The 13,877-nt window shown below is 39.0% G+C and carries 17 protein-coding genes; all 17 read left to right on the forward strand.

The genetic code is table 11. From position 1 onward, the window contains the following. The first annotated feature begins 1 nt into the window (after window position 1). The 17 genes from NDN11_RS07960 to NDN11_RS08040 all read left to right on the forward strand — a co-directional run bounded on the left by NDN11_RS07960 (window position 2) and on the right by NDN11_RS08040 (window position 13,872). Complete coding sequence (locus NDN11_RS07960) at window positions 2–430, forward strand: ExbD/TolR family protein (RefSeq protein WP_251111324.1); 429 nt, start codon at window positions 2–4, stop codon at window positions 428–430. Further along, on the forward strand, window positions 427–2,154 hold the full coding sequence (msbA, locus tag NDN11_RS07965) for a lipid A export permease/ATP-binding protein MsbA (protein ID WP_251111325.1): 1,728 nt from the start codon (window positions 427–429) through the stop codon (window positions 2,152–2,154). The genes NDN11_RS07960 and msbA overlap by 4 nt, the downstream gene beginning before the upstream one ends. A gap of 2 nt (window positions 2,155–2,156) precedes the next feature. After that, on the forward strand, window positions 2,157–3,164 hold the full coding sequence (gene lpxK, locus NDN11_RS07970; protein WP_251111326.1) for a tetraacyldisaccharide 4'-kinase: 1,008 nt from the start codon (window positions 2,157–2,159) through the stop codon (window positions 3,162–3,164). Between the two features lie 9 nt (window positions 3,165–3,173). Continuing rightward, on the forward strand, window positions 3,174–3,935 hold the full coding sequence (kdsB, locus tag NDN11_RS07975; protein ID WP_251111327.1) for a 3-deoxy-manno-octulosonate cytidylyltransferase: 762 nt from the start codon (window positions 3,174–3,176) through the stop codon (window positions 3,933–3,935). A gap of 4 nt (window positions 3,936–3,939) precedes the next feature. After that, window positions 3,940–4,923 (forward strand): DNA polymerase III delta subunit-related protein, encoded by a 984-nt coding sequence (locus NDN11_RS07980; RefSeq protein ID WP_251111516.1) that lies wholly within the window; start codon window positions 3,940–3,942, stop codon window positions 4,921–4,923. A 182-nt stretch (window positions 4,924–5,105) separates the two neighbouring features. Beyond that, the gene (locus NDN11_RS07985) at window positions 5,106–5,411 is read left to right on the forward strand and encodes a hypothetical protein (protein ID WP_167246745.1); all 306 of its coding nucleotides are present in this window, start codon (window positions 5,106–5,108) and stop codon (window positions 5,409–5,411) included. 148 nt (window positions 5,412–5,559) lie between these two features. After that, a complete protein-coding gene (locus NDN11_RS07990; RefSeq protein WP_005212666.1) occupies window positions 5,560–6,069 on the forward strand; it encodes a hypothetical protein in 510 nt (169 codons plus the stop codon). Between the two features lie 570 nt (window positions 6,070–6,639). Next, window positions 6,640–6,984, forward strand: a complete 345-nt coding sequence (locus tag NDN11_RS07995; protein ID WP_167246747.1) for a PilZ domain-containing protein — start codon at window positions 6,640–6,642, stop codon at window positions 6,982–6,984. A gap of 24 nt (window positions 6,985–7,008) precedes the next feature. Beyond that, window positions 7,009–7,782, forward strand: a complete 774-nt coding sequence (locus tag NDN11_RS08000; protein WP_251111328.1) for a TatD family hydrolase — start codon at window positions 7,009–7,011, stop codon at window positions 7,780–7,782. A 40-nt stretch (window positions 7,783–7,822) separates the two neighbouring features. Beyond that, a complete protein-coding gene (locus NDN11_RS08005; RefSeq protein ID WP_167247831.1) occupies window positions 7,823–8,431 on the forward strand; it encodes a TetR/AcrR family transcriptional regulator in 609 nt (202 codons plus the stop codon). Window positions 8,432–8,442: 11 nt separating this feature from the next. Beyond that, window positions 8,443–8,991 (forward strand): pilus assembly FimT family protein, encoded by a 549-nt coding sequence (locus NDN11_RS08010; protein WP_167246751.1) that lies wholly within the window; start codon window positions 8,443–8,445, stop codon window positions 8,989–8,991. A 220-nt stretch (window positions 8,992–9,211) separates the two neighbouring features. Next, window positions 9,212–9,565 carry a type II secretion system protein gene (locus NDN11_RS08015; protein ID WP_228284319.1) on the forward strand — a complete coding sequence of 118 codons (354 nt, stop codon included), beginning with the start codon at window positions 9,212–9,214 and terminating at the stop codon, window positions 9,563–9,565. Beyond that, window positions 9,562–10,296: a type II secretion system minor pseudopilin GspJ gene (gene gspJ, locus NDN11_RS08020; protein ID WP_251111329.1), complete on the forward strand. Its 735-nt coding sequence runs from the start codon at window positions 9,562–9,564 to the stop codon at window positions 10,294–10,296. The genes NDN11_RS08015 and gspJ overlap by 4 nt, the downstream gene beginning before the upstream one ends. Before the next feature lie 17 nt (window positions 10,297–10,313). Beyond that, window positions 10,314–11,288 carry a type II secretion system minor pseudopilin GspK gene (gspK, locus tag NDN11_RS08025; RefSeq protein WP_251111330.1) on the forward strand — a complete coding sequence of 325 codons (975 nt, stop codon included), beginning with the start codon at window positions 10,314–10,316 and terminating at the stop codon, window positions 11,286–11,288. Window positions 11,289–11,396: 108 nt separating this feature from the next. Then, window positions 11,397–11,993 carry a 6-pyruvoyl trahydropterin synthase family protein gene (locus tag NDN11_RS08030; RefSeq protein ID WP_251111331.1) on the forward strand — a complete coding sequence of 199 codons (597 nt, stop codon included), beginning with the start codon at window positions 11,397–11,399 and terminating at the stop codon, window positions 11,991–11,993. A 44-nt stretch (window positions 11,994–12,037) separates the two neighbouring features. Continuing rightward, complete coding sequence (gene ung, locus NDN11_RS08035; RefSeq protein WP_167246761.1) at window positions 12,038–12,751, forward strand: uracil-DNA glycosylase; 714 nt, start codon at window positions 12,038–12,040, stop codon at window positions 12,749–12,751. After that, window positions 12,748–13,872: an enoyl-CoA hydratase/isomerase family protein gene (locus tag NDN11_RS08040; protein ID WP_251111517.1), complete on the forward strand. Its 1,125-nt coding sequence runs from the start codon at window positions 12,748–12,750 to the stop codon at window positions 13,870–13,872. Before ung ends, NDN11_RS08040 begins: the two co-directional genes overlap by 4 nt. The last annotated feature ends 5 nt before the right edge of the window (window positions 13,873–13,877 follow it).

The raw sequence follows: 13,877 nt of genomic DNA on the forward strand, positions 1-13,877 counted from the left end.
CATGAAGTTTAAACGCTCTCAAGTTGAAGATATTCATATCAATTTGACGCCAATGATTGACTGTATGTTATTTATTTTGGTGTTTTTATTATTATCTACGACATTTAGCCAACAAAGTCGTATCAACTTGACATTACCAGATGCGCAGGGTGTCCCACCTAAACAATTCGATCACAAAATTGAAATCATGGTAGACTCCACAGGGCATTATTCTGTGAATGGTCAAGCGTTATCAAGCAAAGATATTGCAGACTTAAGTGCAGCGATTAAGCAAGTTGCTCAAGATCGTCGTGATTTTATGTTTATTATTGCTGCTGATGCCAAAGCTGCTCATCAAGACGTAATTCGTGTAATGGATGTGGCAGGCCAACTCGGTTTTGTTAACGTTAATATCAGCACCAAAGTTCCAACAAGAGGTTTTACTGAGTGAATCAGGATTTTAAGGTTTATGTCCGTTTAATATCGTATTTAAAATCTTATTGGGGCGTTGCCTTATTAGTCTTGCTTGGTTTTGGAATCAACGCCGCGACGGAAGTTTCTGTCGCGAAGTTGCTGAAATACATTATTGACGCCATTCAAGAAGGTAGCCGTACCAATCTAGATTGGTTTCCGGCACTGATCGTTTTGCTAATGTTCTTTCGTGGAGTCGGTCTATTTCTCGGTGGTTATTTTTCCGCTGTTATTTCACGTAGTTTGGTTTTTAGCATCCGTCAGGAAGTCTATGCAAAATTGTTAAGATTGCCAGCTCAATATTATCTTGATAACAGTGCAGGTCACATCAGCGCAAAGCTAATGTACAACGTCGAACAGTTAACAGCTGCTTCATCTGAATCTTTACAGACCTTGATCAAAGATGGCTTGATTGTTATCGGCTTGTTGAGCTATCTACTCTATACCAATTGGCGATTGACCCTGTGTATTGTGGTTTTCATGCCTTTTATTGGGATATTGGTTCGAATCGCATCGAAGAAAATGCGGAAATTGTCTATCCAAGTACAAAATACCATGGGTGATGTAAACCATGTTGTACAAGAAACGATTACTGCAAACTCAGTGGTAAAAAGCTTTACTGGCGAAGAATTTGAGCAGAAACGTTTTTATAAATCGTCTGAAGAGAATTTACGTCGCGGTTTGAAAATGGTGGTGGTGCAAAATATTAATAGCCCGATCATTCAGCTTTTATTGTCGATGGCAATGGCGATCATTCTTTGGCTTGCATTACGTCCACAGGTTTTCGGTGATACTTCTGCGGGTGAGTTTATTTCATTCATTACAGCTGCTGGTTTAATTTCTAAGCCTGTAAAGAATTTGACTGATATCAATGAAAAGTTACAACGTGGTTTGGCCGCTGCACATTCAGTGTTTGAGTTGTTGGATACGCCTGAAGAAGTGAATAATGGCCAACTCAGACCAGCGTTAAAGGGTAATATCCAATTCGATCATGCAAACTTACGCTATGAAGATGGTACGCATGCAATCAAAGATTTTTCTTTAGACATTAAAGCGGGTCAAACCGTTGCTTTGGTTGGGCGTTCGGGTGCGGGCAAGACTTCATTAGTCAATATGCTGCCACGTTTCCAAGAGTTGAGCGAAGGTCAAATCTACTTTGATGGTATTCCAGTTCAGGAAATTGAACTGGCGTATTTACGTTCTCAAATTGCGACAGTGAATCAGCAAGTTGTGTTATTTAATCGTTCTGTGCGAGATAACATTGCTTATGGTCAATTACAAGATTCAAGTGATGAGCAAGTCATTGCTGCAGCTAAAGCAGCTTATGCGCATGACTTTATCATGAACTTGCCACAAGGTTATGACACCATTCTTGGTGCTCAAGGTTTGAATCTCTCTGGTGGTCAGCGTCAACGTATCGCAATTGCTAGAGCAATCTTAAAAGACTCTCCAATCCTGATTTTAGATGAAGCAACCAGTGCGCTTGATAATGAATCAGAATACTTTATTCAACAAGCATTTGATAAAGCTATGCAAGACCGCACGACGATCGTGATTGCACACCGCCTGTCTACGGTTGAAAATGCAGATCTGATTGTAGTCATGGATAAAGGGCAGATTATTGAGCAAGGCACACACGCTGAACTTTTAGCAAAACATGGTATGTATTATCAATTGCATCAACGTAATTTCGAGGAAAACTAAGCATGTCGATGGCGCAGCGTCTTCAGGATGCTTGGAATGAGCAAGCTTCGTGGTTGGTGGTGTTGCGCCCATTGTCATGGTTATACCGATTTGGTTTTTGTGTGAATAAAGCGCTTTATCAACATGGGATTAAACCTGTATATAAAGCGCCTGTAGCTGTTATGGTGATTGGAAATATTACCGTAGGCGGGAGTGGTAAAACGCCACTGCTGATTCAATTAGTCAAGTACTTACAACAACACAATGTACGAGTGGGTGTAATTAGCCGAGGTTATGGTGGTGAAGGTCCATTTCCACTTTTAGTAACTCAAATCACTGAGCCAGATACTGCTGGTGATGAGCCTTGTCTGATTGTTCAATCTACTCATGTGCCAATGGCTGTGGGCCCTAATCGTCAAGCATCTATCGAGTTGTTGTTGGAAAATGAACAGCTAGATCTGATCATTAGCGATGATGGTTTGCAGCATTGGGCTTTGGCGCGTCAGATTGAATGGATTGTGTTAGATCAAAATCGTGGTTTAGGCAATGAGAAACTATTACCAGAAGGTTATTTGCGCGAACCTAAGTCACGGTTAAGCGAAAGTACGGTTATTGAGCATACTAAAATTGCGCAAGCACAAAGAAATATGCATTTAGCGGTTGGTCAGCCTTATCTTTTAAATGCAAATATAGATACAAATTGGTTTGATCACAGCCAATATTTCAATGCTGTTGTTGGAATTGGTTTCCCTCAGCGCTTTTATCAAACATTAGCATCTTTGGGTGTACAGCAATATCAGGCGCATGAATTTCCAGACCATCATGATTATGAAATTGATGATTTAACATTTGAAAACCATGATGCCATTATTACTACGGAAAAAGATGCCGTAAAGTTTAAAACCCTATTAAAGCAACATCCTGAATTCACTACCCCAATTTGGGTGGTACCCGTTGAGGCTGTTTTATCAGCTGATTGTTATGAGATGTTGAAACAACAATTGCAGCACCTTGGTATTCAATTTTCTTAGAGAGCGACCATGAAACATATTGTCATTCCAGCTCGTTTTGCGAGTTCTCGTTTACCTGCAAAACCATTACTCCTCATTCATGGTCGTCCAATGATTTTACGTGTGGTCGATCAAGCGAAGAAAGTTGCTGGTTTCGATGACCTTTGTGTTGCTACGGATGATGAGCGTATTGCAGAGGTTTGTCGTGCTGAAGGTGTTAATGTGGTTTTAACAAACCCAAATCATCCATCGGGTACAGACCGCCTAAGTGAAGTCGCTCGAATTAAAGGCTGGTCAGCAGACGATATTATCGTGAATGTCCAAGGAGATGAACCTTTACTTCCTGCACAACTTGTACAGCAGGTGAGTCAGCTCCTGACTGATCATCCGCAGTGTGCGATGTCTACCTTATGTGAACCCATTCATCAGCTTGAAGAGTTTCAACGCGATAGTATCGTTAAAGTGGTGATGAGTAATCGTAATGAGGCATTGTATTTTAGTCGTGCAACCATTCCCTATGATCGTGATGGAGCTAAACAGGCTGAACAGCAACTACATAATCAAGCTTTTCGTCATTTAGGTTTATATGCCTATCGCGTCAAATTGTTACAAGAGTATGTTACTTGGGAACAGGGACAGCTTGAAAAATTGGAAAGCTTAGAGCAACTTCGCGTACTAGAAAATGGTCATCGTATAGCCATTGCTGTTGCCGAAGCAAACTTGCCACCTGGTGTTGATACGCAAGCGGATCTAGATCGATTAAATGCAATGTCTGTGAGTTTGTTTGAATAAGATGATGGTCGATACTCAGTCAACAAAGATTTATCCATGGCATGCACAAACATGGGAATTATTAACCACCCGGTTTCCTGAGCTTGGGCATGGGCTTTTATTTTATGGGAAGAGAGGTTGTGCAAAGAAAGAGTTTGCAGAACGCTTTGTTGCTTGGGTATTGTGTTTGAATAAGCAAGCACAGCAAGCTTGTGGTGAATGTACCAGCTGTCAATGGTTGAAGTCCGATACACATCCAAACTATGTGCATATCACTACGGATGAAGATAATAAAAAACAGAATGCCAAAATTAAAATTGAAAAAATACGGGATCTACTTCCGTTTGTGCAGCAAACAGGGGAAGGCTGGCGCGTTGTCGTGATTGAACCCGCAGAAGCATTAAACACAGCATCTGCTAATGCCTTGCTAAAGACTTTGGAAGAGCCTGGTGAGAAGGTAGTATTGATTTTACTTGCGGACCACTATTTAAAACTTCCAGCAACAATTCGAAGCCGATTACAACACTTCGCTTTAGACCGCTTGACAATCCAAGATGCACAAACATTTGTACAACAGCAAATTCCTGAGATTTCGACTCAGCAAATATCATTATTGCTAAACCTTGCCAATGATATGCCTTTGACTGCGATTGAAATTGAAAAGAGTGCTTGGCTACAAAAAAGGGGGTTATTCTTGAATGATTGGTTGAAGTTAGTTGCTGAAAAGAATATGCCTCTAAATTACTCAAATAAGTGGTCTAAGGAATTAAATTTTTCAGAATTTATCACGATGTTTGAATATCTTTTAGCTGATATCGTGAACTTAAAATTGAATCAATCGTTAAAAAATGATGATTTGGATTTTAAGCAGCTTTCTGAATTTTATAGTTTAGAGCAGCTTTTTACATTCTATTCAAACTTACAGCAGAAAAAGTTAATGATTGAGCAAAACGTACAAACTCAATTGGTTCTTGATGAATTATTTATTCAATTAATGAATGTTAATTAAGTAAATATTAAAATATACTTAAATTATAATTTATATAAGTATGTTCTTTTTTAACCTAGGTATTTGTTTTATATATAATCATTTCTTTTGTATATAAATTGTTCGCATCTATTTAATCTTGATTAAAAGTATATAAAATGTGAGTTACTTCACAATAATATTAAAAAATAAGGATTATAGAGATGAAAATAATATTTATCGCGATTGCTTTATCATTTATGGTGATTCCAAGCATTGCAATGGCCGAACCAAAATTTGTATCCAATATTAATGGCTCCTCGTTTGCGATTAAAGCCTCCAATATTGGTTCTCAGGCATATGAATGTGTTTATAGCTATTCTTTTAATCATGCTCAAGGCTCAGTACCAAATCAGTTCAGTGGTAAGTTTTATATTGAGGCTGGGGTCAGTAATATTTCAGTGATTTCAAAGGATACAGATCGAATGATTAGCACATTAGATTTTGATTATAAATGTACTGAGAAATAGAAAATTTGACTATCGACAAACAAGCCGCCCACAAGGGCGGCTTTTTTTGGGAAAATTTTTCTTGGCAAGGATGTTAAAAATTCACATCTATAAATAAATATGTTATTTTTTCACATAGATTTTACTACCTTGCTTAGGGAATTTTGATATGCAAATAAAAACACTTTTAGTCGCTTTAAGCTTTCTTTCATTGAGTGGTTGTCAGACATTAGATTCGGCTATGTCTGCAACGGATGGGATACTGAATAAAACTGGAGATATATTGAGTGGTGACTTTCGCGGTTTAGGACCAGCAAAGAAGGCAACTTTATCTGAAATATGGAAAGATTGGCAGCAAAATGAGATTACCGCAAAAAGAAAGTGGGATTCACAGCGTCTTGAAGTTCCTGGAATCATTACACGTATTACTAAAACAGGTGAAATTATTTCTCAAAACCAGATTGCGATTATTTTTAAGGATCCAACTAATGGAAAGTGTAAAGGGCAAGGGTTAACCCGAGATGATTTAAAAGTAAATACAGACAAAATTAGCAATTTAAAAGTCGGTGATCGAATAGTAGTTACTGGTGTATTAGGCACAACAGAATCAAAATGGGCGACCCAAGGCGAATGCTGGTTCTCATTTGATAAAGCTGAAATTGTTAAAGCAACAAAGTAATAATCAATATCATGAGATATAGTGAGCCTGCCTTGCTATATCTCATTCAAATGTCTCTCTTGCGGCTACAATAGGTTATTTTCGACATCTGTAACCGGCTCTACAAATGCTGTAACTTCATCGAATTTTTTACAATCATCAAAAAACGAGTAACAGCATTACTCTCATACAATCAATTTAGCATTTAGCTGAGGATAGCGTTTCTATCAGATAAATTCTGAAGTTGAGTTATCCTTTTATTTCTAAACAGCACTTTATACATCCTTGAACGCCATCTATTGGATCATTGATGTTGAGTTGTCATATAGGTTTCAAGAATTATTTTTAGAATATATGACTTGTATGGATAAAAAGTCGATTGGCTGTTTTATAAGGCTTTTGTTAAAACATTATTTGTTGTTTGTTAGAATGTTTTCTATAATCAAGCGATAAATCATATTTAGATCTTTATTTGAACGGTAGCCAAAGAGAATTCTGTGAAAATCATCAATAGAAATGATATTTTTTAGATTTATCAATGGTGTAGGGTTTTTGGTGCTTTAATTTATTAAATTTTAACAGGGGAATGTTATGCAACCACAAATGATGGGCGGAATTATACAGGTTAATATTCCTGATAAAACAACATTACAATCAAGCTATATGCCGTTTGTTGTTGGTGGCGGTCTGTTTGTACCGACTAAACAAGCGGTGAAAATTGGTCAAGAAGTATTTGTGTTGGCAACCCTACCTGAGCAATCACAAAAGATTCCGTTGACAGGTAAAGTGATCTGGATTTCACATAAACAAACACATTTTAAGCCACAAGGATTTGCGATCCAGTTGGCGGGTGAAAAAGGCGTCTATTATAAAAATGAAGCTGAAAAGTTATTAGCGGGTATGAAAGGTTTGGATCGTCCAAGCTATACCATGTAGTTGTAAAGAAAATAGGAAGAAAGAGTGTTTGTTGATACGCATTGCCATTTAACCATGTTAGATCTAAGTCCTTATCAAGGGGATTTGGATCAAGCACTTGAACAAGCTCGACTTGCTGGTGTATCTAAATTCATGGGGATTTCAGTTGATCTGGAAGATCATGTTAAATTGGCAGAAATTGCAACCCGACATGATGATGTCGGTTATTCGGTGGGTGTACATCCTTGTGAAGATGAGCACATCATGGCACGTGCTACAACGGATTATCTCGTCAACCTTGCTCAGTCAGACAAAGTGTGGGCTTTGGGTGAAACAGGCTTAGATTATTATCACAGTACTGATTTTGTTGCTGAACAAAAACGTTGCTTTGCACGTCATATTGAAGCATCGAAAATCGTTAAAAAGCCTGTAGTGGTTCATACGCGAGCTGCAAAGCACGATACTGTAGATATCATTCGTGCAGAGCAATCTACACATGGCATTCTGCATTGTTTTACAGAAGACTGGGAAACTGCAAAGGCTGTGCTAGATTGCGGTTATTATATTTCTTTCTCAGGTATTGTCTCTTTCAAAAATGCGCAGGACTTGCGTGATGTGGCCAAACAGGTGCCGCTTGATCGCTTGCTCATCGAAACGGATAGTCCTTATTTAGCGCCAGTACCGTATCGTGGTAAAACCAATGAACCGAAATATGTTCCTTTTGTAGCAAAAGCGCTAAGTGATGTATATGATAAATCGGTTGAAGAGATTGGCATGATTACAACGCAAAATTTTGAGAATCTCTTAAATTTGAAATAAACGGTTTAGTTGTACTAGGAAAGAGAGTTATTACGTGAAAATGGATCGTCAAGCTCAGTTCAGAGCACGAGAAGTATTAATTTTTCAAATCGCGGAGCAACTCCTATTAGAAAATGGTGAAGCGGGCATGACGCTAGATGCCCTCGCAGCAGAGCTGGATCTAGCAAAAGGTACTTTATATAAGCATTTTCAAAGTAAAGATGAATTATATATGCTGCTTATTATCCGTAATGAGCGCATGTTGCTTGAAATGATTCAGGATACCGAAAAGGCTTTTCCAGAGCATTTGGCTTTCTTTATGCTGCATCATTTACATCATCCTGAGCGCACAGCGTTGTTTCACCAAATTGAGGAACGTCTTTCAACCACTGGGCAGGGTATTCAATTACTATTCAGTGAGCTGTATAAAGTACGAAGACAGCGTTTGCGTATCATTATTCGTATGACAGAAAGCTATTTATTGGGTATCAATAGTACGATGACAACACGCGACTATCTTGCGTCGATTTGGTCGTTGACTTATGGTGCGGCAGTTATTTTAAATTCGAGTTTCTATCAGCGTTATTTGGGTTCACGAGATACATTACGTGTTGCCTATATAGAGCAAGCTTTAGCATTACCGAAGCTGCTTGAACATGCTATTCCATAGTTGAGAATAGAATGAAATCACCACAGAGATTACAAACAGGTTTTACGCTTATTGAGATCATGGTGGTGATTGTTATTATGACCATCATGGCATCATTGGTGGTCTTGAATATTGGTGGCGTTGATCAACGCCGAGCAATGCAAGCCAGGGAAATGTTTATTCTTGATCTAAAAAAGATTAATAAAGAAGCAACTGATCAGGCCAAGGTTTTTGCTTTAAATACTCAAAATGCAACTGATGTTGCACCATTTAGTTATAACTTGTTTGAATATCACGATCAAAGTCGAGAGCAGATTCAACAAGCAGATCGAACTTGGCAAGTATATAAAGAATTTAAAACCCGTCAATTACCAGATCGTGTGTCTCTAAGCATTCAAAGCTTGGATACAGCAAATTATAGCAAAGCTAAAAATGAAGACCTATTAGGTGGTAAGGCACCACAATTGATTTGGTTTGGCAATGGTGAAGTGAAACCTGTTCGGATTCAGTTCTATTATGAGCAACAACCAATTGGTCATGAGTTGGAGCTAGATCACTTGGGTAAAATAAATGAAAATTAAAAACTCAGATAAGTGCTCTTCGTCTTCTTGCGAAGCTAGGCTTCTCAGGGTGAACCGTTGTTTCACTAATCATGCAACTCGAAGCATAGCTTCTCGCCTTGCGACACGATCGAGCTATGCTCGATTTAATCGTGTTTACTTTGAGCATAGCTCTTCGTCTTGCGCTCAGGTGAACCGTTGTTTCACTAATCCTCGCTCAGGATTTACCTTACTCGAAGTGATGGTCGCCCTCGCAATTTTTGCGGTTGCTGCAATCGCGTTGACCAAAGTCGCAATGCAGTACACACAGTCAACTTCGAATGCGATCTTACGGACTAAAGCACAATTTGTAGGAATGAATGAAGTTGCGTTGATGGAAATTAATCAGGAATGGTTAGAAGGAACGCAGTCAAAGCAAGTGACTTCTCAGGGCGAAACCTGGCAGATTGATAAAAAAGCCCAATCTACTATTAGCCCGAAAATCCAACGTATCGAGCTGCAAGTCAGCTTATTTAATAATGAACAAGGTAAGGTCGAGGCGGGTGTTACCAATCTTGTGTTCTTTAACTATCCTGCAAAAGCTAGAACGCAATGAAATATAATTCTAAGCACAGGTCTTCTTCACCTCATTCAGGCTTTACCCTGGTGGAATTGTTGGTTGCAATTGCAATCTTTGCTGTGCTTTCCATGTTGGGGTGGAAAGTTTTTGATTATTTGTTAAAGGTAAAAGATCGTAATGCCGAGCATGAAATGCATCTATTTGCCCTGCAGGATGCATATCAACAAGTATTGAGAGATAGTTTGCAGATTATACCTTTGACAGCAAATGATGGAAGACAGTTACAAGCAGCTGTTGTATTGAATGATCAAAGCTTCGTATTTAGTAAGGCAGGTGTTTCCGACCCATTGAAGCAGGGTTTATCTCCTTATGAGCGTATTGAATATCGCTATGATTCTACACAGAAAAAAGTGTATCGATTGAAATACTCAAATCTTAATATCCCGAATCGTGTGCAACCTGTCTCAAGTACGCTATTGGAAAATGTAGATCAGTTTAAAGTGATGGTTTTGAACCCACAAGAATTGACGCAATGGCCAGAAAATAATGATCCAAGCAATATTGCTGAGCTAAAAAAATTACCGCTAGGCATAAAGATACAGTTAACTGTTGCGGGTACGGATTATGAATGGATCTATAGTTTGCTAAATACACAGGTATATTTGCAGTCTATAGGAAATTCAAATGGCGCAGGTGGGGGCACAAATCCACCTAATAATAAGGATGGATCTAATTCACAAGATCGTACTGAATCTTCACCACAATGAGCAAGAGGCGATATCCAGTGATTAAAAAAGCTCAACGTTATGGAGTTGCTCAGCGTGGCATTGCATTATTAACTATTCTGGTCATGGTTGCTTTAGCAACGATTCTTGCTGCGACCATTGCTAAACGACAGACCAATACCTCTGAAAATACTGGGTATTTGATGCGCCAAGATCAATCTTTACTGTATGCAAAAAGTGCGGAAGCTTTCTTTTCTGAGTTGCTTATTCAAGACAGCGATAATGGCGGTACGATTGATCATTTACAGGAAAACTGGGCAAAACCGATGCCACCGTTCCCAGTTGAGGATGGTTCTGTTTCTGGGCGTTTATTGGATGAATCAGGGAAGTTTAATCTTAATAATTTGGTTAAAGCAGATGGTAGTCAAGTGGATGATTCGGCTCGGCGTTGGTTTGAAAAATTGTTGCAACGAGTTGGGTTGCCCGCAGAATTGAGTCAGGCAGTGATTGACTGGCAAGATGTGAATGATGAAACAACAGGGGCAATGGGCGCTGAGAGTAATTATTACCAAGGTTTGGATCCTGCATATTTAGCACCGAATACTAAGTTTCACAGTGTTGAGGAGTTGAAATTGGTAAAAGGGTTTGAAGGTAAAAATTACGATTTAATTAAGCCTTATGTCACAGCGTTGCCTGAACAGACCAAAGTAAATATGAACACAGCACCCGCATTATTGCTTGCCAGTATTGATCCGAAAGTTGATGTTAAGGCTGTGGAGCAGGAGTTGAAAACCAAACAAGCCAATTTGACTTATTTCAATAATGTCGATGATTTATGGAAATTAAGTGCCTTTTCTGGAATAGAAGAACAAAGCAAAACGGATGCTGCAACTTTTCTTGACAGTAAATCTAATTATTTCACTGCTCAAATTGAAGTTGTTTTAAGCGAACGAAAACGGCAGTTTACGAGCTCTTTAGCCCGAAAAGATAAGCAAGTATTTGTTTATTCTAGGAGTCTTTCGCCATTTGAGTGATATTCTTTATTGAGTTATCAAATGGTGACAAGATTTAAAATCAATCCCAATGCTTGTTTTTTTGCTTTATAATAAAATTCGTTTGCAGATAAAAGATTAGCTTGGTGCATGTTAATTCGTAAATTATTTAAGTTTGAAAATGCTCATATTGTACGTAACTGTACATCGGATCGTTGTAAGCGTTCGATTCATGGGCATAGTTATAAAGTTGAATTATTATTAAAAGCGTCAAAGTTAGATCATGGGCAAATGGTCTATGACTTCGGTCTGTTAAAAGGTGTTATCAAAGAGTTGTATGATAGTTTTGATCATGCAATCTGTTTTTGGCAGAAAGATGATGCTGCTTATATTGACGCATGTAAAACATTTAGCGCACGTTGGATTGCTTTACCAGTTTCGCCGTCAGCTGAACAGTTTTCGCGTATTTTCTTTTATCTTGCTCAGCAGGTATTGAACTCAACCACAACTCAAAACGGTGAGGGTGATGTTGAAGTTTACTCTGTTATTGTGCATGAAACAGATACGGGTTATGCACAGAGTTTTCAAGAAGATATTGATAACGAGCAAATGGGTTCATTGAGTCTGGATCAAATCGTATTTTCAGAGCAAGTACAGGCTGAATGGAGTGATGTTCAGATGTACGAAAACCTGAAAAAAGGAATAAAGTTTCAAAATCCAAATGTAGAATTACAAGTCAATATTTGAGTGCTTTTTCACTCCAGTGAGTGAATTTATTTCAAGGAATGTGGATGCAATTTACTGAACAGCAGCAGGACAAGTTAAGTAAAGTTCAGTTGGATGAGTCTTGGAAAATCTCGCTTTCAGAGTTTCTATTGAGTCAGAAAATGGATAATTTACGCGAGTTTTTGCAACAAGAAAAACTTGCAGAAAAAACCATTTATCCACCAAGTAAACAGATTTTTAATGCGCTGAATACGACACCACTTGGTGATGTTAAAGTGGTGATTTTAGGACAAGATCCGTATCATGGCCCAAACCAAGCCAATGGCCTGAGTTTTTCGGTACAAAGAGGGATTGCATTACCACCGTCTTTGCGTAATATTTTTCATGAATTACATACGGACTTGGCTGTGCCTGTTTCACGTCATGGTGACCTGAGTAAATGGGCGGCACAAGGCGTATTGTTACTTAACAGCGTACTCACGGTAGAAGCAGGACAACCGACTTCGCATCAGAAACAAGGGTGGGAAGACTTCACAGATACCGTAATTGATGTATTGAATGAACAGCGTGAACATGTTGTGTTTATTTTGTGGGGTGCCTATGCGCAACGCAAAGGTCAGCGTATCGATCGTAATAAACATCTGGTTCTAAGTGCAGCACATCCATCGCCACTTGCTGCAAATCGCGGTGGTTTTTTTGGTTGCAAAGTATTTTCTAAAACAAATCATTATTTGAAACAACATGGCATTGAGCCTATAGACTGGCAATTGGACGCATAATGACTTCTCCTGATTTAAATAGCTATCATCCAGATTTAGTTATTGAACACGCTAAAAATGGTTGGCGAATCATTCGTTTGAATCGACCTAAATCTTTGCACGCCTTAGATGAATCAATCGTAAGTGCACTGCTGAAAGTTTTTGAAGATTTTCATGTCGATGAAACTGTTAAAGCGATTTGGTTTGACTCAACCACACCAAAAGCATTTTGTGCGGGTGGTGATGTTCGTAAATTACGCCAACTTGTAATTAATCAGGAAGTTGATGCTGCGAATCAATTCTTCCAGCAGGAATATGCGCTTGATTTACTATTGCATAACTATGCTAAACCGATTGTGGTTTGGGGTGAGGGTTATGTGATGGGTGGTGGGCTTGGTCTGTTTATGGCTGCACCATTCCGTCTAGTCACGCCTTATTCACGTTTGGCAATGCCAGAAATTAATATCGGTTTATACCCTGATGTGGGGGCGAGTCGCTTCTTGGCCGATCGTGGACAAATTGGTTTGTTTACCGGCTTGACGGGTTCAATTATGACGGCCGCAGGAGCATTTAGCATTGGTTGGGCGACGCATATCTGTGAAGCGCAACGTGATAATGTGCTTCAAAAAGTACTCAGTGTGGATTGGAATCATTATCCAGCAGGTGCATTTAGAGCAATTGACGATACCTTAAATAGTTTGCATCGTCCTGTCGCTTCCGGCCCGTTACAAAACTCAATTGATGTAATTCATAGTGTTTGTCGAGGACAGAGCTTTGAGTATGATTATCAATCAATTATTGGTTTGAGTGATGCAAGCAGTGACTGGTTGCGTCAAGCCAGTGAAAACTTACAGAAAGGCTCTCCAAGCACAGCTGCAATCACATGGTTGCTATGGCAATGGGGCAAACAAGGTCATGCATGGGATGAAGTGTTTGCATTGGAAGCACAAATTTCTGATTGGAAGATTCGTCATCCAGACTTTGTCGAGGGTGTGCGTGCACGTTTGGTAGATAAGGATTTATCTCCAGAATGGCAGGCAACTGAGCAACTCAGCTTGAAAGGTATCTTGGGGGATTGTCCTCCTGTGACCAATATCGAAAGCTGGAACGCATTATTAAAGCAATATGGTGTTATTGCCTGAGTCAT

This window comes from Acinetobacter sp. C26M, assembly GCF_023702675.1.
In the GTDB taxonomy this organism is placed as follows: Bacteria; Pseudomonadota; Gammaproteobacteria; order Pseudomonadales; family Moraxellaceae; genus Acinetobacter.

What these genes read in the sequence shown, in the direction of transcription:
- NDN11_RS07960 (WP_251111324.1), top strand. Translation starts at nt 2, where the DNA reads ATGAAGTTTAAACGCTCTCAAGTTGAAGATATTCATATCAATTTGACG.
- lpxK (WP_251111326.1), top strand. Translation starts at nt 2,157, where the DNA reads ATGTCGATGGCGCAGCGTCTTCAGGATGCTTGGAATGAGCAAGCTTCG.
- kdsB (WP_251111327.1), top strand. Translation starts at nt 3,174, where the DNA reads ATGAAACATATTGTCATTCCAGCTCGTTTTGCGAGTTCTCGTTTACCT.
- NDN11_RS07980 (WP_251111516.1), top strand. Translation starts at nt 3,940, where the DNA reads ATGGTCGATACTCAGTCAACAAAGATTTATCCATGGCATGCACAAACA.
- NDN11_RS07985 (WP_167246745.1), top strand. Translation starts at nt 5,106, where the DNA reads ATGAAAATAATATTTATCGCGATTGCTTTATCATTTATGGTGATTCCA.
- NDN11_RS07990 (WP_005212666.1), top strand. Translation starts at nt 5,560, where the DNA reads ATGCAAATAAAAACACTTTTAGTCGCTTTAAGCTTTCTTTCATTGAGT.
- NDN11_RS07995 (WP_167246747.1), top strand. Translation starts at nt 6,640, where the DNA reads ATGCAACCACAAATGATGGGCGGAATTATACAGGTTAATATTCCTGAT.
- NDN11_RS08005 (WP_167247831.1), top strand. Translation starts at nt 7,823, where the DNA reads ATGGATCGTCAAGCTCAGTTCAGAGCACGAGAAGTATTAATTTTTCAA.
- NDN11_RS08010 (WP_167246751.1), top strand. Translation starts at nt 8,443, where the DNA reads ATGAAATCACCACAGAGATTACAAACAGGTTTTACGCTTATTGAGATC.
- NDN11_RS08015 (WP_228284319.1), top strand. Translation starts at nt 9,212, where the DNA reads ATGGTCGCCCTCGCAATTTTTGCGGTTGCTGCAATCGCGTTGACCAAA.
- gspJ (WP_251111329.1), top strand. Translation starts at nt 9,562, where the DNA reads ATGAAATATAATTCTAAGCACAGGTCTTCTTCACCTCATTCAGGCTTT.
- NDN11_RS08030 (WP_251111331.1), top strand. Translation starts at nt 11,397, where the DNA reads ATGTTAATTCGTAAATTATTTAAGTTTGAAAATGCTCATATTGTACGT.
- ung (WP_167246761.1), top strand. Translation starts at nt 12,038, where the DNA reads ATGCAATTTACTGAACAGCAGCAGGACAAGTTAAGTAAAGTTCAGTTG.